This is a genomic window from Bacillus sp. MT94, from assembly GCF_058792475.1.
In genome coordinates, this window is record NZ_JBXAEZ010000002.1 from 214,770 (window position 1) to 235,320 (window position 20,551).

The 20,551-nt window shown below is 36.3% G+C and carries 20 protein-coding genes and 1 other annotated feature (1 of these 21 running past the window's edge); all 20 genes read right to left on the reverse strand.

Annotated elements, in window-relative coordinates; genetic code table 11:
• Positions 1 to 218: a binding site (T-box leader), on the reverse strand; it reaches 6 nt to the left of the window's first position.
• Between the two features lie 51 nt (positions 219 to 269).
• Positions 270 to 776, reverse strand: coding sequence for a septum site-determining protein DivIVA (divIVA, locus tag AC1Q51_RS06695; RefSeq protein WP_001131611.1), 507 nt, complete (start codon positions 774 to 776; stop codon positions 270 to 272).
• Positions 777 to 865: 89 nt separating this feature from the next.
• Entirely contained in the window at positions 866 to 1,633 is a 768-nt protein-coding gene (locus tag AC1Q51_RS06700; RefSeq protein ID WP_000029713.1) for a YlmH family RNA-binding protein, read from the reverse strand.
• A gap of 15 nt (positions 1,634 to 1,648) precedes the next feature.
• Positions 1,649 to 1,912 (reverse strand): YggT family protein, encoded by a 264-nt coding sequence (locus AC1Q51_RS06705; protein WP_000214324.1) that lies wholly within the window; start codon positions 1,910 to 1,912, stop codon positions 1,649 to 1,651.
• 6 nt (positions 1,913 to 1,918) lie between these two features.
• Positions 1,919 to 2,389 (reverse strand): cell division protein SepF, encoded by a 471-nt coding sequence (locus AC1Q51_RS06710; RefSeq protein ID WP_000119129.1) that lies wholly within the window; start codon positions 2,387 to 2,389, stop codon positions 1,919 to 1,921.
• 19 nt (positions 2,390 to 2,408) lie between these two features.
• Complete coding sequence (locus tag AC1Q51_RS06715; RefSeq protein ID WP_000218011.1) at positions 2,409 to 3,083, reverse strand: YggS family pyridoxal phosphate-dependent enzyme; 675 nt, start codon at positions 3,081 to 3,083, stop codon at positions 2,409 to 2,411.
• Positions 3,080 to 3,898 (reverse strand): peptidoglycan editing factor PgeF, encoded by an 819-nt coding sequence (gene pgeF, locus AC1Q51_RS06720; RefSeq protein WP_090977176.1) that lies wholly within the window; start codon positions 3,896 to 3,898, stop codon positions 3,080 to 3,082. The genes AC1Q51_RS06715 and pgeF overlap by 4 nt, the downstream gene beginning before the upstream one ends.
• Positions 3,899 to 4,018: 120 nt before the next feature.
• Positions 4,019 to 4,300 carry a YlmC/YmxH family sporulation protein gene (locus AC1Q51_RS06725; protein WP_000236749.1) on the reverse strand — a complete coding sequence of 94 codons (282 nt, stop codon included), beginning with the start codon at positions 4,298 to 4,300 and terminating at the stop codon, positions 4,019 to 4,021.
• Between the two features lie 163 nt (positions 4,301 to 4,463).
• Positions 4,464 to 5,243 (reverse strand): RNA polymerase sporulation sigma factor SigG, encoded by a 780-nt coding sequence (sigG, locus tag AC1Q51_RS06730; RefSeq protein WP_000197755.1) that lies wholly within the window; start codon positions 5,241 to 5,243, stop codon positions 4,464 to 4,466.
• 157 nt (positions 5,244 to 5,400) lie between these two features.
• On the reverse strand, positions 5,401 to 6,120 hold the full coding sequence (gene sigE / locus AC1Q51_RS06735; RefSeq protein ID WP_000976948.1) for an RNA polymerase sporulation sigma factor SigE: 720 nt from the start codon (positions 6,118 to 6,120) through the stop codon (positions 5,401 to 5,403).
• Positions 6,121 to 6,139: 19 nt separating this feature from the next.
• On the reverse strand, positions 6,140 to 7,057 hold the full coding sequence (gene spoIIGA, locus AC1Q51_RS06740; RefSeq protein WP_000261975.1) for a sigma-E processing peptidase SpoIIGA: 918 nt from the start codon (positions 7,055 to 7,057) through the stop codon (positions 6,140 to 6,142).
• A gap of 260 nt (positions 7,058 to 7,317) precedes the next feature.
• Entirely contained in the window at positions 7,318 to 8,472 is a 1,155-nt protein-coding gene (ftsZ, locus tag AC1Q51_RS06745) for a cell division protein FtsZ (RefSeq protein WP_000888984.1), read from the reverse strand.
• A gap of 39 nt (positions 8,473 to 8,511) precedes the next feature.
• Positions 8,512 to 9,819, reverse strand: coding sequence for a cell division protein FtsA (ftsA, locus tag AC1Q51_RS06750; RefSeq protein WP_001087557.1), 1,308 nt, complete (start codon positions 9,817 to 9,819; stop codon positions 8,512 to 8,514).
• A 399-nt stretch (positions 9,820 to 10,218) separates the two neighbouring features.
• Positions 10,219 to 10,989: a cell division protein DivIB gene (divIB, locus tag AC1Q51_RS06755; protein ID WP_001065789.1), complete on the reverse strand. Its 771-nt coding sequence runs from the start codon at positions 10,987 to 10,989 to the stop codon at positions 10,219 to 10,221.
• Positions 10,990 to 11,087: 98 nt separating this feature from the next.
• On the reverse strand, positions 11,088 to 11,993 hold the full coding sequence (gene murB, locus AC1Q51_RS06760) for a UDP-N-acetylmuramate dehydrogenase (RefSeq protein WP_090977174.1): 906 nt from the start codon (positions 11,991 to 11,993) through the stop codon (positions 11,088 to 11,090).
• 213 nt (positions 11,994 to 12,206) lie between these two features.
• Positions 12,207 to 13,301, reverse strand: coding sequence for an undecaprenyldiphospho-muramoylpentapeptide beta-N-acetylglucosaminyltransferase (gene murG / locus AC1Q51_RS06765; protein ID WP_492331517.1), 1,095 nt, complete (start codon positions 13,299 to 13,301; stop codon positions 12,207 to 12,209).
• A gap of 103 nt (positions 13,302 to 13,404) precedes the next feature.
• A complete protein-coding gene (gene spoVE / locus AC1Q51_RS06770) occupies positions 13,405 to 14,496 on the reverse strand; it encodes a stage V sporulation protein E (protein ID WP_000753524.1) in 1,092 nt (363 codons plus the stop codon).
• 90 nt (positions 14,497 to 14,586) lie between these two features.
• Entirely contained in the window at positions 14,587 to 15,939 is a 1,353-nt protein-coding gene (murD, locus tag AC1Q51_RS06775) for a UDP-N-acetylmuramoyl-L-alanine--D-glutamate ligase (RefSeq protein WP_000860103.1), read from the reverse strand.
• A complete protein-coding gene (mraY, locus tag AC1Q51_RS06780; RefSeq protein WP_000893060.1) occupies positions 15,940 to 16,914 on the reverse strand; it encodes a phospho-N-acetylmuramoyl-pentapeptide-transferase in 975 nt (324 codons plus the stop codon). It abuts the gene before it with no gap.
• A 22-nt stretch (positions 16,915 to 16,936) separates the two neighbouring features.
• Complete coding sequence (gene murE, locus AC1Q51_RS06785; protein ID WP_097924695.1) at positions 16,937 to 18,412, reverse strand: UDP-N-acetylmuramoyl-L-alanyl-D-glutamate--2,6-diaminopimelate ligase; 1,476 nt, start codon at positions 18,410 to 18,412, stop codon at positions 16,937 to 16,939.
• Between the two features lie 185 nt (positions 18,413 to 18,597).
• Positions 18,598 to 20,514 (reverse strand): stage V sporulation protein D, encoded by a 1,917-nt coding sequence (locus AC1Q51_RS06790; RefSeq protein WP_001266235.1) that lies wholly within the window; start codon positions 20,512 to 20,514, stop codon positions 18,598 to 18,600.
• Positions 20,515 to 20,551: the final 37 nt, after the last annotated feature.

A 20,551-nucleotide genomic window follows, 5' to 3' on the forward strand; every position in this document is an offset into this window, starting at 1 on the left:
GACGAGAAAGTCTCCCGCGGTACCACCCTAGTAGATCATATACATATGTATAGAATCCTCTTTATATTCTTAACGCGAATACACGCCTACGCTTACTCTATTTATTCAGCGCGGAACTCCAGGGTGATATTCCCACTATCTCCTTATCCTGAGCTTACACCATCCTCAGTTCGCTATATAAGGTTTGAAAAGGTACTTATCCCTATCTTCGTTTTTCTTAATAAATATGTTGTTTAAAATTATATGTAATAATGAGAAAAACGTCAAGCTTACACTGTTTCTTCTTTTTTCAACAGTTCATCTACTTCGTCTTCTAACTCAATTAGTTTATCCCAATCATCGTTGTTTAACATTTCAAGCTGTGTTTCTAATAACATACGGAAACGAGTTCGGAATACTTTCGCTTGTTTCTTTAGCTCTTCAATATCAAAAGCAACTTTTCTTGATTTTACTAATGCTTCGTTAATAATACGATCAGCATTCTTTTCAGCTTCACGCACAATTAATTTCGCTTCTTTTTGCGCATTACGTTTTACTTCTTCCGCTGCTTCTTGCGCAACAACGATAGATTTGTTTAACGTATCTTCAATATTAGAGAAATGATCTAACTTCCCTTCTAACTGCGCAACTTTTTCTTCTAAAGCTTTTTTCTCACGAATGACCAATTCATAATCTTTGATAATTTGATCAAGAAACTCATTTACTTGATCTTCATCATAGCCACGGAATCCGCGACCAAATTCTTTGTTATGAATATCTAATGGTGTTAACGGCACAACGCCACCTCCAAGTAGTTATCTAAATTTCCTCTTTCAATTATATCTTTTCTTCGACAAAATAGGAGGATTTCCTTCTAAAAAACCAATCATTTTAGTATACCATACAAAATTCTCCATTTGTCGCGTTTTGTTCTACCTTCTACAGAAAATAATTTACTTCGGCCATATCCTCTAACAGAAAAAACGTCTCCTGGATAACATTCATAAGAAGTTTGCTCCACTGTTTTCCAATTGACTTTTACTAAACCATTTTTTATGAAAGGTTGTACTTTCTGTCTAGATAAATGTAACATTTCAGCTAACATAACATCTAAACGAAGTGAAGAAACCGTTCCAGATTTCTCCCCCCACGTTTCATGTATTTGTAGAATTTGTTCTCCTTGCACTGCTGATAAGGAGACTTTTACTTTTCCTATTGCTTGTAAGTTCATCTCAATGTACGATACGATTTCTTTCGCAACTACAATTTGGGCACGATTTTCTTGCAGCAAAATATCACCACATTTTTCTCTCGTTAAACCAAGAGACATAAATGTACCTAATATTTGCCTATGTTCTAGCGTATAAAACTTGGAAGGATAGTCAATTTCTAATACTTCTACTTGAAATTCTTCTTCATTTAATTCTAGATAGTCTGGATAAATGAGTGCTCTTTTACGCTCTGCATTAGGCGTTGCACCACCAAATTGCACAGCGACATCTCCTTGTCCAATTACCATAGAAACAATTTGTTGCTGTCTTGGATCAAGGAAATCTGTTAATTTCACTTGATGGTACTCCGCTGTTCGCTTCCACTCCAGCACTTTATCTACAAAGACCTCTTCATCAGGCCTAAAATGTTCGTAAATGCTCATGTATTTAACCTCTTACTATAAGAAATAGCTGAACAAACTGAACAAACCACTTTTAGCAAGTTTTAACGCAAAAATCGCAACGAGTGGAGAAATATCAATCATACCAAGCGGCGGAATAAATCTGCGGAATGGTTCTAAATACGGTTCACAAATTCGCGCCAAGAACTCTCCAAAAGATGATTCCTTTGCACCAGGAAACCATGATAGGAGAATGTAAATAATCAGTGCCCACGAGTAAATCTCGATAGCAGAACTTAACACCATTAAAACTGTTGTCATGGCGTATTACCACCTCTTTATATTTGTTTCTTCTTCTTCACCGAATAACTCTGAAATTGCACCAACAATATCAACATTTTCAGGTGTACACATAAATGTTTTTGGTCCTATTTTTTGAATGTCCCCGCCTATAGCGTATACAGTACCACTTAAAAAGTCAACGATACGTACCGCTTGATCAGTAGACATTCTCTGCAAATTAATTACAACAGCTCGTCTACCTTTTAAGTGGTCCGCAATCCCTTGTGCTTCCGAATATGTGCGTGGTTCTAATAAAACAACTTTTGAAGATTGTTTTGCTGTTTCAATACTCACAACATTTTGCTTCGGTTGCGCTTTTGGAAACGTAACATCTTGTTGTTCTGGTGGATCTTGCTGCTTTTTCATGTCTGTTTGCTCCTTTTCATAACCATATTGAGCTGCTTCTTTTTCTTCCGGTGTATCAAAAAAGAAGTATTTTACTTTTGACCAACTCATAATAAGATTCTCCTTCCTTTTACGCTTTTCCTACTAAAATCGTTCCCAAACGAATATATGTAGCCCCTTCTTCAATTGCAATCGTGTAATCGTTGGACATTCCCATTGATAATTCTTTACATGGCGCATGTAATAACTCTAGCTCCTGCACCTTTGTTTGCAACATACGTAATTCCTTAAAACAGCGTCTGATTTCTTCCTCTTCTTCTGTAAATGGAGCCATCGTCATTAGTCCAACCACTTCAATTTTATCGAATTCTTGCAAACTTTGAATAAAAGAAACAACCTCTTCTATTGCTAATCCTTGCTTCGATTCTTCAGATGAGGTTTTCACTTGAATAAAGCATTTCACTTTCTTATCAGCACGTTTCTGAATTTCTTTCGCCAGGGAAAGACGATCTAACGAATGTAAATAATCAATTTCATTAATGATTTCTTTTACTTTTCTCGTTTGTAATGAGCCAATAAAGTGCCAATTAACTTTTGAACCGAAATGCTCATATTTCTGTAAGAAACCTTCATTTCTATTTTCACCTAAATCGATAATTCCAGTTTCAATTACTTCGTTTGTTTTTTCAATCCCTACAGTTTTTGTCACTGCAACAAGTTTAATATCTTGCAACGAACGTCCAGCTCGAACGCAAGATTCTTTAATAGCTTCGTTTACAATTACTAAATTTTCTTGTACTGTCACTTGCTTCCTTCCTCCTTAAAACCTATGAAACTCAACATTCTTCCTGTCTTACCTTGATCACGACGATGAGAGAAAAATAGTTGCTCTTCACAGCTTGTACAAAGAGATGACATTACAATATGCTCTTCTTTTATGCCTGCTTGTACACATAATATACGATTAATTTCTTTTAAATTAATTGCGTACTGCCCGTCAGAAATTTTTTGATGAGGAACAGCACCGTTAATTACTTTCTGTGCTGCTGTTAATACACGATCATCCACAACATAACAACAAGATCCAATCGACGGTCCAATTGCAACATGAATTTCATCACTTGAAATACCTTCTGCATTCCACTTTTGAATCATTTCCTTTGCAATCTCTTGTACAGTGCCTTTCCATCCAGCATGCGCAAGTCCTATCATACCATGTGATGGTGCATAAAAATAGAGCGGAACACAATCCGCGTAACAAGACGTTAACAGAACATCTTCATTACTCGTATAAATGCCATCTGTTTTTGAAATGCCGTCCTCATATAAATAAACGCCACTTCCTTTTTCCTGTTGCCCTACTTTTTCAACATGATGATCATGAACTTGTTCAGAGCAAATCCAGTTTTCTAATGGTTTTTGTAACTTATTTGCTAAAATGCGTCTGTTTTCATGAACGTTCTCCACGATATCATTCACATGTAATCCTAAATTCATCGCATGAAAGGAGCCCGTACTTATCCCACCATCTTTTGTCGTAAATCCAGCAGTAATGTTTCCAAGTTCTTTCCACGCTTGTAAATACAGTATACCGTCCACATATTTAAATGGTTCTCTCATAATAAAGCGGCTCCTTTTAATTAAAATAACAGAAAAAAGCATGGTACTTCCTGTCTATTTTACCATACTTTTATTTTTTCATAATCCTAACAGAAAAAAAAGAGGAATTTGTAATATTCTTTATGAAATTGTCGGTGTTTGTATTGATTCTGTTACAGTATTAACAGGATCTACTCTTACAAGTATGACATCCTCCCCAATTTTCACAATTTCCTTCCAAGGAATTACAATCTCAACATCTTTTCCAAAAATACCTAGCATACGTGTCTGTTTGGAAATAATAACAGAACAAACTTGCCCTGTGTTCATATCAATTTCAATATCTCCAATATTCCCAATCCTTTTTCCATCTGAAATATTTATAACATCCTTCATCTGTAACTCTGAAATTCGTATCACCATTTTTACCCTCTCCCTTATATGACGAATTGGAAGCTGTTTCTCATATTTACAGGAAGCCACCTATACGAAACACCATGCTAGTTTCATTATATGAACACTAATCCCCTACTATGAGCACAAACCATATTACATATAAAAAGGTCTCACCATAATTGGTGAGACCTTATCCTTGAATCGTTTTATTCATTTGTTTAATGGCTGACTTCTCTAAACGTGATACTTGAGCTTGGGAAATCCCAATTTCTTCTGCAACTTCCATCTGTGTCTTTCCTTGGAAGAAACGTTTTCTAATAATCATTTTCTCTCGATCATTTAAACGCTTCATTCCTTCTTTCAATGCTAGTTCTTCAACCCACTGCTCGTCCTTTTGTTTTTCATCACTTAACTGATCCATAACAAAGATAGGATCTCCTCCATCATTATAAATCGGTTCAAATAATGAAACTGGATCTTGAATTGCATCTAAAGCAAATACTATCTCTTCATGAGTTACTTCTAGCACTTTTGCAATATCCATTGCTGTTGGTTCTTTTGAATTTTCTGCAATTAACTTCTCTCTTACTTGCAAAGCTTTATACGCAATATCTCGCAATGAGCGCGATACGCGAATCGGATTATTATCACGCAAATATCTGCGTATTTCCCCAATAATCATCGGCACAGCATACGTTGAAAATTTTACATTTTGGCCTAAATCAAAATTATCAATTGATTTCATAAGTCCGATGCAACCAACTTGGAATAAATCGTCAACATATTCTCCTCTGTTATTAAATCTTTGGATGACGCTCAGTACAAGACGTAAGTTTCCATTCACTAATTTTTCTCTTGCGCTTATCTCTCCACTTTGCATTTCACGAAATAATTTACGCATCTCTTCATTTTTTAATACTGGAAGTTTAGCTGTATCAACACCGCAAATTTCTACTTTGTTTCTCGTCAAAGTGTTCCCTCCTATCGGGAGTTGCTGTACAGTGTAAAGTATTTCCTTTGAAGGGGATTTTATGCATATGGTTTTTTCACGATTTTTCATTTAAATTATCTTTCCTAATACAACTAAATAGAATAAGACCAGCCTACATAACGGCTGGTCCTATTCTTCACACCATTTTATTAAATTCTTTTCGTAATCTTTTTATAATTCTTTTTTCTAAACGCGAAATGTATGACTGTGAAATCCCAAGCATATCCGCCACATCTTTTTGCGTCTTTTCCTCTCCTCCAGCAAGCCCAAACCGAAGTTCCATAATTTGTTTTTCACGATCATTTAATTGGTGTAATGCTTTCATTAAAAGGTGACGATCTACAGTAGCTTCTAAATCTTTTGTAATAATATCATCATCTGTACCTAACACGTCAGACAACAATAGTTCATTCCCATCCCAATCAATGTTTAGCGGTTCATCAAAAGAAACTTCCGAACGATTTTTGTTATTCCGACGTAAATGCATTAAAATTTCATTTTCTATACAACGCGATGCATATGTTGCTAATTTTATTTTCTTTTCTGGATTAAATGTATTTACCGCTTTAATAAGGCCGATTGTTCCTATACTAATTAAATCTTCAATATTTATCCCTGTATTTTCAAACTTTCTTGCTATATATACAACGAGCCTTAAGTTGCGTTCAATAAGTAATGACCTTGCTGCCTGATCTCCTTTTGGCAATTTATTCAAAAGAACTTCCTCTTCTTCTTTCGTTAACGGTGGTGGCAACGCTTCACTTCCACCAATATAATAAATTTCATCGGTCTTAATTCCTAATTTCAGCAATACTTTATACCAAAGGTATACTAAATAAAATTTTAATTTCATCATATTATCCCGCCTCTCATTATTAAGCGATCACCATTTTTTGTGAAATCAACATTTTTGGATGCACAATACATTGATACTCCCCATTAGTAGACAGTTGTTGTGTATTTAATCCAATTAATACTTTGTTTACAACAATAGAACTACCTTCATGATCAACTTGCACACTGTCAGGCTTAATTGCCCACAAAAATTGACTTTCTACTCCTACTGCACGGAAAGGAATTAAACGTAATTTTGTCGCCCAACCAGAATCATTTTCTGGTATTTGAGGAATTTCTGTTTTGGAATAAATTTGTTCTGTTAACCAAGATGGTAAGCAATGTTCTAATGATGAAACATGCATAATCATAACGGGTGTTTTTGTTAATGGGTCGTAAAGTTGGTTCCCACTGTCAATAAGACCTGCCAGTTCTAGTTCTTCTTCCGCTAATTGAATTTTTACTTTCACAATTTGGTCATAGTGTATTTTCGTGACCTCTACGCTTTCAATACGCTTTTTAGAAAAATAATAAATTACCGGAAAACCAAAAATAACAAATAACCAACTAATTGGATCGCCGTAAGAAATTGACTGAGATTGAACCAATCCATTTACCATTTCATTCGTTTGCAAAAAGAAATGAGTTCCAATTAATCCTCCGCCAACCATAAAGGTTACAAAGTAAAAAGTAAAAACAGTTTGTGCATAATTTCTAAATGTTGTAAACCCAAATGCTGTATACACAATAAGTAACGAGTACAGTAGTTTCATAATTGGATGTGTCATCATAGAAGCAAAAGGAGTAAAGGCAAAAATAACAATAGTTGAACCTATAAATGCCCCTAACACAAGCCTCCATCTTTTGATCTTCTTTTTTAACACGGTAGCTGTTAATAAAAGCAAAAGAAAATCAATGCAGGCGTTTAACAACCAAACAACGTCGGCGTAAACAACCAAACAATTCACCTCTTTTTTCAAGTTGAGACTAGTATAATGCATATCCAATAGGAAAGTGTGTCAATTTGCGGAGGTGTTTTTTTGTTATTTTGTGATTTCTAGACATAATCTGTCGGTAAAAAATAAAAGTACAAATTCATAGAATGATATACTCTTATTTTCACCAACAAAATATATTGAAATATACGAAATAAAAAAAGACCTGCTTAGCAGGTCTTTTCCATTTAAAAAACAAAAAAGGAGCATGAAAGCTCCTTTTTTTATCGTCTACGACGGTTACGTAAAAATGCTGGAATATCGATATCATCTGAATCTGAATGACGCTCATGTACAACTGGCTCTTCACGCTTCATTTCACGTTTTACTTCACGTTGTTTTGAAGGTTGAGCTACTGGTTGTTGCTGTTGTTGCGTGTGGTTCGCATTCGGACGAATAATTGGTTTTGGTGGTTGAGTTGCAATGCTATCATCAAAACCAGTTGCAATTACAGTTACAACGATATCATCTTTTAATCCTTCGTTAATAACAGAACCGAAGATCATATTTACTTCTGGATCTGAAGCTGAAGCTACGATATCTGCCGCTTCTTGTACTTCATATAAGCTTAAGTTAGCGCCACCCGTAATGTTCATGATAACACCTTGAGCTCCATCAATAGATGTTTCTAGTAATGGACTAGAAATCGCTTTTTTCGCAGCTTCTGCAGCACGATTTTCCCCGTTACCAGAACCAATACCCATTAAAGCAGAACCTCTATTAGACATAATTGTCTTTACGTCTGCAAAGTCTAAGTTAATTAAACCTGGCGTTGCAATTAAATCCGAAATACCTTGAACACCTTGACGTAATACGTTATCAGCTTCACGGAATGCTTCTAACATTGGCGTATTTTTATCAACAATCTCTAATAAGCGATCGTTTGGAATTACAATAAGAGTATCTACATTTTCTTTAAATGCTGCAATACCAGATGCTGCTTGCGTCGCACGCTTACGTCCTTCAAAAGTAAATGGACGTGTTACAACACCAACTGTTAAAGCACCTAATTCTTTTGCAACTTGAGCAACAACTGGAGCTGCACCAGTTCCAGTTCCACCGCCCATACCGGCAGTTACGAAGACCATATCCGCACCACGAAGTGCTTCTTGGATCTGTTCTTTACTTTCTTCTGCAGCTTTTTTCCCTACTTCAGGGTTTGCGCCTGCACCAAGTCCACGCGTTAATTTTCCACCAATTTGCATTTTCGTTTCAGCTTTTGATAGATTTAATGCTTGTGCATCAGTGTTCACAGCGATAAAGTCTACACCTTGTACACCGTGTTCAATCATACGGTTTACAGCATTGTTTCCGCCACCGCCGACACCGATAACTTTTATATTCGCTAATTGATCTTGAGTAGTATCAAACTCTAACATGTCGAAATCCCCCTAGAACCTCATTTTTCGTGTCCAATTTTAATCCCATAAATAACGGAATACACGTTTTACTTTTGACATCATGCGGTCATCATTTTGATTATTATTGTTTTGATTACGAGTTTTTTGTTTTGCAGGTTGCTGTTGTACCGGCGTTGGTGCTGGTGCTGGTACTGGTTCAAAATGCTCTTGCTTTTCCTGCACATTTTTCCCACGTAATTTAGCTTTTTGATAAGAATGTTTAATTAATCCAACTCCACTTGTATATTGGGGCTCACGCACACCAATATAATCAGGAGTTGCTACACGAACATTTTCATGTAAAATATCATATGCAAGGTCAAGAACACCTGGCATAGAAGCAATTCCACCAGTTAGTACATAACCAGAAGCCACTTGCTTTACTCCTAACTTACGCACTTCATCTTGAACAAACATTAAAATTTCCTCTACACGAGCCTCTATTATATCCGATAATTCCAACTGAGAATATTGTTCTGTTTGATCACTTCCCATAATAGGAACCGTAAACATCTCTTCTTCAGATGCTGTATCATAAAAAGCATGTCCATATTTCAACTTAATTTGATCTGCATTTTCTGTTGAAGTTTTCAACCCAATCGCAATATCCTTCGTTATATGGTCTCCACCTAATGGTAATACGCTCGTCGCTTGTAACTCTCCATCTTTAAAAATAGATAAAGTTGTAGATCCTCCCCCCATATCAACAAGGGCTACTCCTCTATTTTTTTCATCTGAAGATATAGCAACTGTTGCAGCCGCTAAAGGTTGAAGACAAATATCAACAATTTCAAGACCTGCTTTTTCTACACAACGAAGTAGGTTATGTAGTAAAGTTCTCGAGCCTGTAATAAGTGTACCTTCCATTTCTAATCTTACACCGATCATCCCGCGTGGATCGTTAATCTCGTCAAGACCGTCTACGATGAACTGTCGAGGTACCACATCAATAAACTCACGTTCTGGAGCAATTGACACAACTTGTGCTGCATCTAGAACGCGTAAGACATCTTCATTCCCGATTTCACGATCTTCATTTGAAACAGCGACTACTCCGTGACAAGGAAGTAGCTGTACCTGGTTTGCATTGACACCTACTACAACTTGCTCAATGTGGATTCCCACCATGCGCTCAGCTTGTTCAATTGCTTTTTTAATTGATCGAACAGTCTCGTCTATATCAACTATCGATCCCTTCTTTAAACCATTTGATTTTACATTTCCAACACCAATAATGTTTAAGCTGTCATTAACCATTTCACCAATGATGACTTTAACATTGGATGTACCGATGTCAAGACTAACATATATTTCATTGCTGTTCATTCTTTGGCACCTCCTTCTTTATTTATACCATACAACTCAATATATGGAACAACAATCGCAACTTTACTATTTATAAGAAAAATATTCAACGTCTTTATACGTTTCCCTTTTTTAACCCTATATTTTTCTTATTTTTATTTAGCATTCAATTAAGAATATCGCAGTAAACTATGAATAACTGCTTATCTTGAAATAATTCTATTTCGAGTGTAAAGTTTACCGCCAAGTATAAGTCTACACTAAGATGTACTCATAGAAAAGTGAAACTTGTACCAATACTAGTATGAATCTAAGAATTTTTACATATTTTTCATCAAATGAACCATTCTTCTAAATTCGTATACATATAATAGAACATTCGTTTTGTTTTTTCTGCTATAATCAACGAAAACTACCATTCTATTCTTTTTTTTCTTCCGCACCTAATTCTTTCGTATATGCACCTACTTCTAAGTCAATTAATACCTTCTTACCTGGCTCAATTGTTTTTAAAATAAGCGGATAGGCTTCCATACGTTTTGCAAAATTTTGAATCGTAGTGCTCACTTCATAACCTTCATTCATATATAAAGTAAGATGATCTTCATTCGCATTCGTTGGTGAATAGCGAATCTCCGAAATAGATTTTAAAATAGCTGGTGTTAATTTTTCTAGTTCAGCGATTAACTCCTTCATTTTCTCTTCTTTAAAAGGTTCGAAAATCGGTGCTGCAACAGGAAGTTTTCCATTAGGTAGTACATCAAGCGTTTTTCCATTTTCTAATAACGGTTGTAATTTTCCCTCTTTATTTATATAACCAATCGTTAAATATTCTTCGATATGAATATCAATCTTGTTTGGAAAACGTTTTTTTACATTTACTGCTTTAATTTCTTTTCGCTTCGTTAAGTTTTCTTCAGCTTTATGTGCTGTCACTCGGAAATAACTTGTATCATATGTCACGCCTGAATCCTTCATTACTTGCTCATCCGTCATATAGTGATTTCCAAACACACTAATCTTTTTTATATTACTAAGCGGAGACCGAAAATAAATTAAAAAGAGCACTAATAAAAATAAAATTGATATGTATAAAATCAATCGATGATTAACATTTTTTTTGTTTTTTTTCTTTTGATTTTTCAATTTTGGTACACGATCTTGTAGTTTAATCACTTTACTATTATTCATGTACGATCCCCCTATGTAACATAAAGAACGGCATGTTCCTCATGCCGTTCTTATCTTCTTATTATAACATAAATGATAATGAGCGGAACGAATAACCGTTATCTTCCAATGATTTCTACTTCTGTATGCATATCTACATCAAATTTATCCTTAATTGTATGTTTTATTAATTCAATTAAGGACAATACATCTTGCGCTGAAGCTCCCCCGGTATTAACAATAAAATTGCCATGCATTTCAGAAATTTGAGCTCCACCAATCCTATAACCACGAAGCCCTGCTTTTTCTACTAAATCTCCTGCAAAATGTGGGATTGGATTCCGAAATACACTTCCTGCACACGGGTGATTCCATGGTTGCGTTTCACGGCGGTAATCTTTATTATTTTGCATGCTACGTACAATTTCTTCACGTTTTCCCGCCTGTAATTGAAACTCCGCCTCTAAAACAATACCAGGACGTTTCGTTTGCAATACAGATGCCCGATAAGAAAACTCCAGTTCTTTATTCATTAACCAGTCAATTGTACCGTCTTCAAACAGAATGAGAGCCTTCGATAATACACTCGATATATCCGATTTATGTGCACCTGCATTCATATATACTGCACCACCGACACTTCCTGGAATACCGCTTGCAAACTCCAATCCAGCTAACCCTTGACGACTAAGTAAAGTTGACAATTTAATAAGAGGATATCCACTACCAACTCTTACCTTATGTTTTTCGACCTCTAAGTGATCTAATCCTTCTCCTAAACGAATAACAACACCTTCTATGCCTTGATCAGATACAAGAAGGTTTGAACCGCGCCCAATTACAGTCCACTTCGTTTTGTATTGCTTTACTAACTGTAATGTTTTTTCAATACCGGCTACATGCTTTGGCACAATTAAAATATCCGCTGGTCCACCTATTTTCATAGTTGTATAACGTGCTAACGACTCGTTAACTAAAACATGACCAACGTCTGCTTCTATAAGCTCATTTACTAATTGTTCCATAGACAATCTCCCCCATATTAAGTCTCCTTATGACAATAATATGCAGGGCGTTCACCTAACGTTATCCCTCTATTTACGGGCAGTACAGCTCCTAAATCAAAATTCGGCGGTAACAAAGAAGTTAGGCGAGAATCGGGATGCCAGTAAACATCCGATTAGTGAAAGGTAATAATCAACGAGAAAGAATCACTCCCCACCGATTAAAGCCTCACTTTATTTTTTTACAAGCTTATTCATTACTTCATACAGCTTATTTGCTGCATCTGGAATACCTAGTTGCTTAGCAGCTAGCTTCATATTTTGTAATGTTTGTGCATCCAATAAAATCTCATCAATATCACGAATAAGCGTTTCAGCTGTTAAATCTTTTTCAAGTAACATTTTTGCCGCTCCTTTATCAACAACTGAACGTGCATTCTTTTCCTGATGATTATTTGTTACGTACGGACTCGGTATTAACACACTTGGTTTTCCTAACGCTGTTAATTCTGCAAGTGTTGTTGCCCCAGCCCTTGAAACAACAAGGTCTACACCAGTTAGTACCTCTGGCATATTATGAATGAACGGCTTAATAATAACATTGTTCGGGTTCCCTTTTTGCTTCACGGCTTCCATCACTTTGTCATAATGTACTTCACCTGTTACATATAGTATTTCGTAGCTTTTGTTCCCCAACTGTTCAATTGCTTCAACGAAGGCATCGTTAATCGGTCTAGCTCCACGACTTCCACCAAATATAAGTACAGACTTTTTAGGAAGAGAAAGCCCAACTGAACGTTTCCCTTTCATTCCATTTTGATCCATTACCTCTGATGCTCGCGGATTACCTGTCATTACCACTTTTGACTCTGGAAAATGCTCTGTAGCTGCTTCAAAACAAACAGCAACTTTATCAACATAACGACTTAAAAATTTGTTCGTTACACCTGGTACACTATTTTGTTCATGTACAATAGTTGGAATACCTAATTTGGCTGCAGCGTATACAACTGGTCCACATACATATCCACCCGTTCCAATTACGATATCCGGATTAAAACGACGAATATATCGTTTACTATCCTGTACACCTTTTAGAAAACGCATTACTGTTTTCACATTATCTAATGATATTTTTCGTTTAAATCCACTTATAACAATAGACTGAAATGGTATACCTGCTTTTGGAACGATTGTACTCTCTAGTCCATTTTCCGTACCAATATATAAAAATCTTGCTTCTGGATTTAACTTTTTTATTTCTCTAATTAAAGCAAGAGCTGGATAAATATGACCACCAGTACCCCCACCACTAACTAATACACGCACTACTAACTCCTCCGCTTCTCTTTTCTTATTTCCATTATATTTATTTCTATATACATATTGCATTTTTACACACATACGAAAAACCCTGTCTTATAAACAGGGTTTAGTAGCGAGAATGGCGACTTATATTTAATAATACACCTACTGCCATTAACATTAATGTCAAACTTGATCCACCATAACTTAAAAACGGCAAGGTAATACCCGTAACAGGCATCAGTCCTGTTACAACACCAACATTAATCATTACTTGAATCGCAATCATCGCCACAATACCTACTGCTAAAAACGTACCATATAAATCTGGCGCTCCTAATGCGATACGAATCCCGCGCCATAATAATAGACTAAATAATAATAACACAAATGAACCACCAATAAAACCTAATTCCTCGGATAAGATCGCAAATATAAAGTCAGTTTGTGGTTCAGGTAAATAAAGAAATTTTTGTCTACTTTGTCCAAGTCCAAGCCCAAATAATCCACCAGGTCCAATTGCGAGTAATGATTGGATAATTTGAAATCCACTTCCAAGCGGATCTGACCACGGATCTAAATATGATGTAATGCGTTTCATTCGATACGGTGCTGATGCAATTAATCCTACAAATCCCGCTACACCAATCAAACCAAACATTGCAAAGTGAAAGACCCTCGCTCCCGAAATAAATATCATAATGATACATGTCCCAACCATTACCGTTCCTGTCCCAAGGTCTGGCTGTAACATAATCATCCCAAAAGCAAGAAACACAAAACTAAGAGCCGGTAATAAACCACGTTTAAAAGATGTGATCAATTTTTGCCGTTCCGCTAAAAACTTCGCCAAGAAAATAATCATCGCAAACTTCATAAATTCTGATGGTTGAATCGAAAATGCTCCGATCCCAATCCAACTTCGTGCTCCTCCTCGAACAAGACCTACTCCAGGAATAAGAACGAGAATAAGAAGAATGAAGCAAACTAGCAAAATTACTTTTGAATACGTACGCCACACCCAATAATCAATTTTCATAATAAAAAACATAGCTACTACACCAAGACCCGCAAACAGTAATTGTCTTTTTGCAAAAAAGAATGAGTCCCCCATTTTATAAGAGGCCCAAACTGCACTCGCACTATAAACCATAATCATTCCGATTGTCAACAATGAAAGTGTTACGATGATGAGCATAAAATCAGGCGTTTTCTTCATTACCCACAAACACCACCTCTTTAGGCAGAACCTTTTGCCCTATGTAACAAAACATCAGTAGGTGTTAGCCTACTGATGTTTTGATTTACTTTATATAAGTTTATGCACAGCTTGTATAAAAATGTCTCCTCTTTCTTCAAATGTTTTAAATTGATCCCAGCTTGCACACGCTGGAGAAAGAAGAACAACATCACCTTCTTTAGAATGAGCATAAGCTTTCACCACTGCTTCATCTAAAGTATCGACACTTTCAATTATATCTAATCCCGCTTTTTCTGCCGCTCTTACTAGTTTGGGAGCTGTTTGTCCAAATGTTACAATCGCTTTTACATTTTTGAAATACGGAATTAAATCATCGAATTCATTTCCGCGGTCAAGCCCACCTGCTAGTAACACAATCGGTTGTGTAAACGCAGATAGTGCTTTCTCAGTCGCTAACATATTCGTTGCTTTTGAGTCATTATAAAACTTACGGTTGTTAATCGTTGTTACATATTCTAAACGATGTTTTACACCCGTAAAACGTTTTAACACGACCGTAATTGCTTCATTAGAAGTACCTAATAATTTCGCAATACTCATCGCAGCTAAAATATTTTCTAGATTATGTTGACCAGGTAAAACGATATCGCTTACTTCAACAACTTTTTCACCTTTGAAATAAAGAGCGTTATCTTTTATACACGCGCCATCTTCAATTTCTTTCGTTGTCGAAAACAAGATTTTTTGACCTTTAGTATCCGCAGATAAAGCCATCACATCTGCATCATCCGCGTTTATTACACTATAATCGTTTTCTGTTTGGTTTTTAAAAACATTTGCTTTTGCTAAACCATATTCCTTCTTCGTCCCATGATAATCTAAGTGGGCTTCAAATAAGTTTAAGAACGCTGCAATTTTAGGCTGGAACGATTCTACTCCCATCAATTGGAACGATGAAAGTTCTGTAACTACAACTTCATTTTCTTTTGCATCCTGTGCTACTTCACAAGCTACAGTTCCTATATTCCCTGCAATAACAGGATGCTTTTGTCCTTCTTTTAACATTTCAAATGTCAGCATTGTTGTCGTCGTTTTACCATTAGATCCTGTAATTCCAACAAATGGCGCTTTTGAAATACGATATGCTAATTCAACTTCCGTAACAATTGGAATTTGCTTTTCTTTCGCAGCAACTAATATTGGATTAGAATACGGGATTCCTGGATTTTTAACGACAAGAGAAATATTTCTCTCTAATAATTCTAAAGGATGGCCACCGCATACAACGTCCATTCCTTTTGCTTGTAATTCTGCAGCAAGTACATTGTCAGCTAAAGGCTTTCCGTCATTTACAATGACATTCGCCCCTAACTTTTGTAACAATGTAGCTGCTGCATAACCACTTTTTGCAATGCCTAATACAAGAATATTCTTATTTTGAAATTCAGTTACAGTTTTCAATTACATCCACACCCCGATATAAATTCCTAACACAGCTAATAAAAATCCTGCAGACCAAAACGTCACAACAACACGCCACTCTGACCAACCACATAATTCATAATGATGGTGTAATGGACTCATTTTAAAGACACGTTTTCCTGTTGTTTTAAATGAAATGACCTGAATAATAACCGATAAAGTTTCCATGACGAATACTCCGCCAATAATTACAAGTAGCAATTCTTGTTTTAATAAAATCGCTACAGCTGCAATGGCTCCACCTAAAGCTAATGAACCTGTATCTCCCATAAACACTTTTGCTGGATTCGCATTGAATACTAAAAATCCAAGTACAGCTCCTACCACTGCCATACAGAATATCGCTACTCCAAATTGCTCTTGTGCCACAGCAATAATACTAAATGCTCCAAATGCAATAGCAGCTGTTCCTGATAATAAACCATCTAAACCGTCAGTTAAGTTAACTGCATTTGATCCACCAATAAGCATAAATAGTACAAGTACAAAATACGCCCAACCTAATTCAAACTTAACATCCGTTCCCGGAATCATGATGTATGTGTGGAACGCTTGCCCTTTTCCAATTAAAAAGAATGCAATAGCAATAACAAGCTGCCCTACTAATTTTTGTTTTGATGTTAAACCAAGATTTCTCTTCTTAACTACCTTTATGTAGTCATCTAAAAATCCGATTAATCCGTAACCAAACGTCACTAATAGTAATAACGAAACCTCTGCACCTAAATAATTAAACTTAATCGCCATAATAAGTGAAGTTACCATCATAGATACGTATATGACGATACCACCCATTGTCGGTGTCCCTGATTTTTTTTGATGTGACTTTGGTCCCTCATCACGAATACTCTGTCCGAACTTTAATTTTCTTAAAAATGGAATAAACAATGGCGAAAGGGCAACAGAAATTAAGAATGCTACCCCAGCCGTTACTAATAAACCTTGCTCAAGCACATGTAGTCCTCCTCTCACGTTGTTACTCTTCGTTGTTTAAACGCCCTGTAATTGCTTCTTTCGCAACTTCTCGATCATCAAAATGATGAACTTCTTTACCAATAATTTGATACGTTTCATGACCCTTACCAGCAATAATAATGATATCATCTGCTTTTACTTTAGTGATTGCATGGTGTATCGCTTCTTTTCTATCAATAATCACTTCATAATTATTTCCACTTGCACCATGTACCATATCATCTAAAATAGCCGCTGGATCTTCACTTCTTGGATTATCTGATGTGTAAATTGCATGAGTTGCATATTTTGTTGCAACACTTGCCATTATCGGTCTCTTCGTTCGGTCCCTATCGCCACCACAACCAACGATACAATACACATCACCTTTTGCGAATTGTTTTGCAGTTTTTAATACATTTTCTAAACTATCCGGCGTATGTGCGTAATCAACAATAACTGTATAATTTTGTCCTCCATCAACAACTTCAAAACGCCCTGGAACCCCAGCTAGTTCCTTTATAACAGCAATGATTGTTTCTAATTTCACACCCGAAACAAGTCCTGCTGCTGTTGCTGCAAGTACGTTATATACATTAAATTTACCTATTAATTTCATCGTAACATTTACACTTTCATACGGTGTGACAAGGGTAAATGTAGTTCCGCCACTCGTCATAACGATATTTTTTGCCATAATGTCACTTGTTGTATCAATACCATATGTTACAACAGTTGCTGCAGTACTTCTCATATACTCTTCTGTTACATTATCATCGCTATTCAGCACAGCGTACTTTTCACGATTATGATTATAACTATTGCCAAGCTGTGCAAATAGTAACCCTTTTGCATGTTTATATTCTTCCATCGTTTTATGATAGTCTAAATGATCTTGTGTTAAGTTCGTAAACACCGCTACATCGTAATCACATCCGTATACACGACCAAGATCTAACGCATGTGACGAAACTTCCATTACCGTGCTGTCCACACCTTGTTCAACCATTTTTGAAAACGTCTGTTGAAGTGTTAGTGCATCTGGTGTTGTATTTTTCACCTCAAATGTTTCATCACCGATTTTCATATTAATCGTTCCAATTAGCCCTGTTTTATGACCATGTGCTCGCATAATCTCATCCATAATATGCGATGTTGTTGTCTTTCCATTTGTACCTGTAATTCCGATTAAATGTAACTTGTGTGTCGGTTGACCATAAAAATAATCAGCTAAAACCGCTAACGAACGAAAAGTATTTTTCACAAGTACAACTGGAACGTCAACATCAATTGGTCTTTCCGCAACAATAGCAGCCGCTCCTTGTGCCGCTGCTTGCTTAGCAAAATCATGGCTATCAACCGTATATCCTTTCATACATACAAATAAGCTTCCTTCTTTCACTTTACGTGAATCAGCTTCTATAGATGTGATTTCTGGATTTTCTTTTGGAACAACTGGAAAATCATGCAAACATGATAAAAGTGTATGCAACTTCATTTCACTAAACCCTCTCTACATTGTTTATTTATCTTTTTTTCAGTAAGCAACACATTACCTCCTATATAAGGAGGTAAGTGCTACTGGCCTATTTATGACTGAGACACTTATTGTCTCAAGTTAAGTAACTGTTCTATAAAGAACTCACTTCCACCAATTGTACCATAAAACGTACTATGTTACCTTTAATTCCCGAAGTAAATTCTAATTTTTGAGCCTTCTTTTACTTTAGCTCCCGCTTCTGGTGATTGCTTAATTACTTTCTCTCCATCTCCACTTATATCAAGCTGCAAATCGACGAGTTGTGTTTGTAAATCTTTCTTTTTCATTCCAATTAAATTCGGAACTTCCACAGTTGGTGTATCGCCCCATTTATATTCTTTTTCAACTTGTTCTTTTCTCGGTTTCACTCCCATAACAGGAAGCGCATCTCGAAGGATATTCCCGACAATTGGAGCTGCTACCACTCCACCAAACTGTGTAACCCCTTTTGGATTATCAACAGCAACATACACAACAATCTCTGGATCATCCGCTGGAGCAAATCCGATAAAAGATACAATATAATTATTCTCTAAATATTTACCATCTTTCACCTTTTGAGCAGTACCCGTTTTTCCACCTACACGATATCCATCAATATAAGCACCTTTACCAGAACCTTTCGCTACAACATTCTCTAATGCATAACGAACTTTTTCTGAAGTTTCCTTGGAAATAACTTTTCTTTTCTCAACAGGTGTCTTTTTACTAACAACTTGATTATTTTTCGGATCAATAAACTCCTTAGCTATATACGGCTGATACAATGTTCCACCATTTACAGCCGCCGCTACAGCTGCTACTTGTTGAATTGGTGTAACAGAAACCCCTTGGCCGAATGAAGTTGTCGCTTGCTCTACTGGACCAACTTTATCTAAATTAAATAAAATCCCACTGCCTTCACCTTGCAAGTCAATCCCAGTCTTCTGCCCAAAACCAAAATTACGAATGTATTTAAATAATCGGTCTTTACCAAGGCGATCACCAAGTTCAATAAATCCCGGGTTACATGAGTTTTGAACGACTTCTAAAAACGTTTGACTGCCATGACCTCCTGCTTTCCAGCATTTCAATCTAGCTCCACCGACTTCAGCTGCTCCATCATCATAAAACGTATCCTTCTCTAAGTCTACTAAATTTTCATTCAATGCTGCAGCTAGGGTAATGATCTTAAATGTTGAACCAGGCTCATACGTACTCCACACAGGTAGATTTCTGTTATACACTTCTGGAGAGACACTTTGAAAATCCGCTGGATCAAAACTCGGCCGACTAGACATCCCTAAAATTTCACCATTTTTAGGGTTCATTGCAATTGCAATCATACCGTCTGGATTATAAGTTGACTCCGCAATATTCATTTCTCTTTCCATAATCCTTGTAATACGCGCATCGATTGTTAATCCTAAATTTAAACCGGCTTCTGGTTTTTTGAAATCATCACCAACATTAGGCATCCTTTGCCCTTTCGCATCTGCAAAAAAACGCACATGACCTTTGTCTCCATTTAGCTCTTTATCATAATATTTTTCTAGTCCCATAAGACCTTGGTTATCGCTACCAGCAAAACCTAATACATGTGATAAAAAGTTTCCAAATGGATAGTACCGGATAGAATCCTCTGCGATATACACGCCCTTCAAACTTAATCCTCGTACTTCTTTCGCTTTGTCATGTGATATTTTCCTTCCGCCTTTATCTAACCTTACAATCGATTCTTTTTTTGTAATTCTTTTATAAATCTCATCTTTTTCCACACCTAATACTGCAGCTAACTTCTCTGCAGTCTCTGCTGGTTTTTCAATTTGCCTTGGTACAACAAAGACAGTTGGAGCACTTTTATTCGTGGCAAGTTCCACACCATTTCGGTCTAAAATTTTCCCACGTTCGGGTTCAAAAGTAATATTACGACTCCATGAATCTTTCGCACGATCCGTTAACATATTCCCAAGAAAAAATTGCACATATCCAAGACGAATATCGATAATAGTGAAAATAAGTATACCTGATATAAGTATAAAAATAAGTCGTTTTCTAACTGTTACATTTGATACACGCATATCGGAACAAGCCTCCCTTACGCCTAGCTTGTTCCAA

Excerpts from the sequence above, each read along its gene's own strand:
- ftsA (WP_001087557.1), bottom strand. The coding sequence starts at position 9,819 with ATGAACAGCAATGAAATATATGTTAGTCTTGACATCGGTACATCCAAT.
- AC1Q51_RS06710 (WP_000119129.1), bottom strand. The coding sequence starts at position 2,389 with ATGAGTTGGTCAAAAGTAAAATACTTCTTTTTTGATACACCGGAAGAA.
- sigE (WP_000976948.1), bottom strand. The coding sequence starts at position 6,120 with ATGATGAAATTAAAATTTTATTTAGTATACCTTTGGTATAAAGTATTG.
- ftsZ (WP_000888984.1), bottom strand. The coding sequence starts at position 8,472 with ATGTTAGAGTTTGATACTACTCAAGATCAATTAGCGAATATAAAAGTT.
- AC1Q51_RS06725 (WP_000236749.1), bottom strand. The coding sequence starts at position 4,300 with ATGGTGATACGAATTTCAGAGTTACAGATGAAGGATGTTATAAATATT.
- AC1Q51_RS06700 (WP_000029713.1), bottom strand. The coding sequence starts at position 1,633 with ATGAGCATTTACGAACATTTTAGGCCTGATGAAGAGGTCTTTGTAGAT.
- spoVE (WP_000753524.1), bottom strand. The coding sequence starts at position 14,496 with ATGAAGAAAACGCCTGATTTTATGCTCATCATCGTAACACTTTCATTG.
- murB (WP_090977174.1), bottom strand. The coding sequence starts at position 11,993 with ATGGAACAATTAGTAAATGAGCTTATAGAAGCAGACGTTGGTCATGTT.
- pgeF (WP_090977176.1), bottom strand. The coding sequence starts at position 3,898 with ATGAGAGAACCATTTAAATATGTGGACGGTATACTGTATTTACAAGCG.
- divIB (WP_001065789.1), bottom strand. The coding sequence starts at position 10,989 with ATGAATAATAGTAAAGTGATTAAACTACAAGATCGTGTACCAAAATTG.
- murE (WP_097924695.1), bottom strand. The coding sequence starts at position 18,412 with ATGAAGTTGCATACACTTTTATCATGTTTGCATGATTTTCCAGTTGTT.
- AC1Q51_RS06705 (WP_000214324.1), bottom strand. The coding sequence starts at position 1,912 with ATGACAACAGTTTTAATGGTGTTAAGTTCTGCTATCGAGATTTACTCG.
- AC1Q51_RS06790 (WP_001266235.1), bottom strand. The coding sequence starts at position 20,514 with ATGCGTGTATCAAATGTAACAGTTAGAAAACGACTTATTTTTATACTT.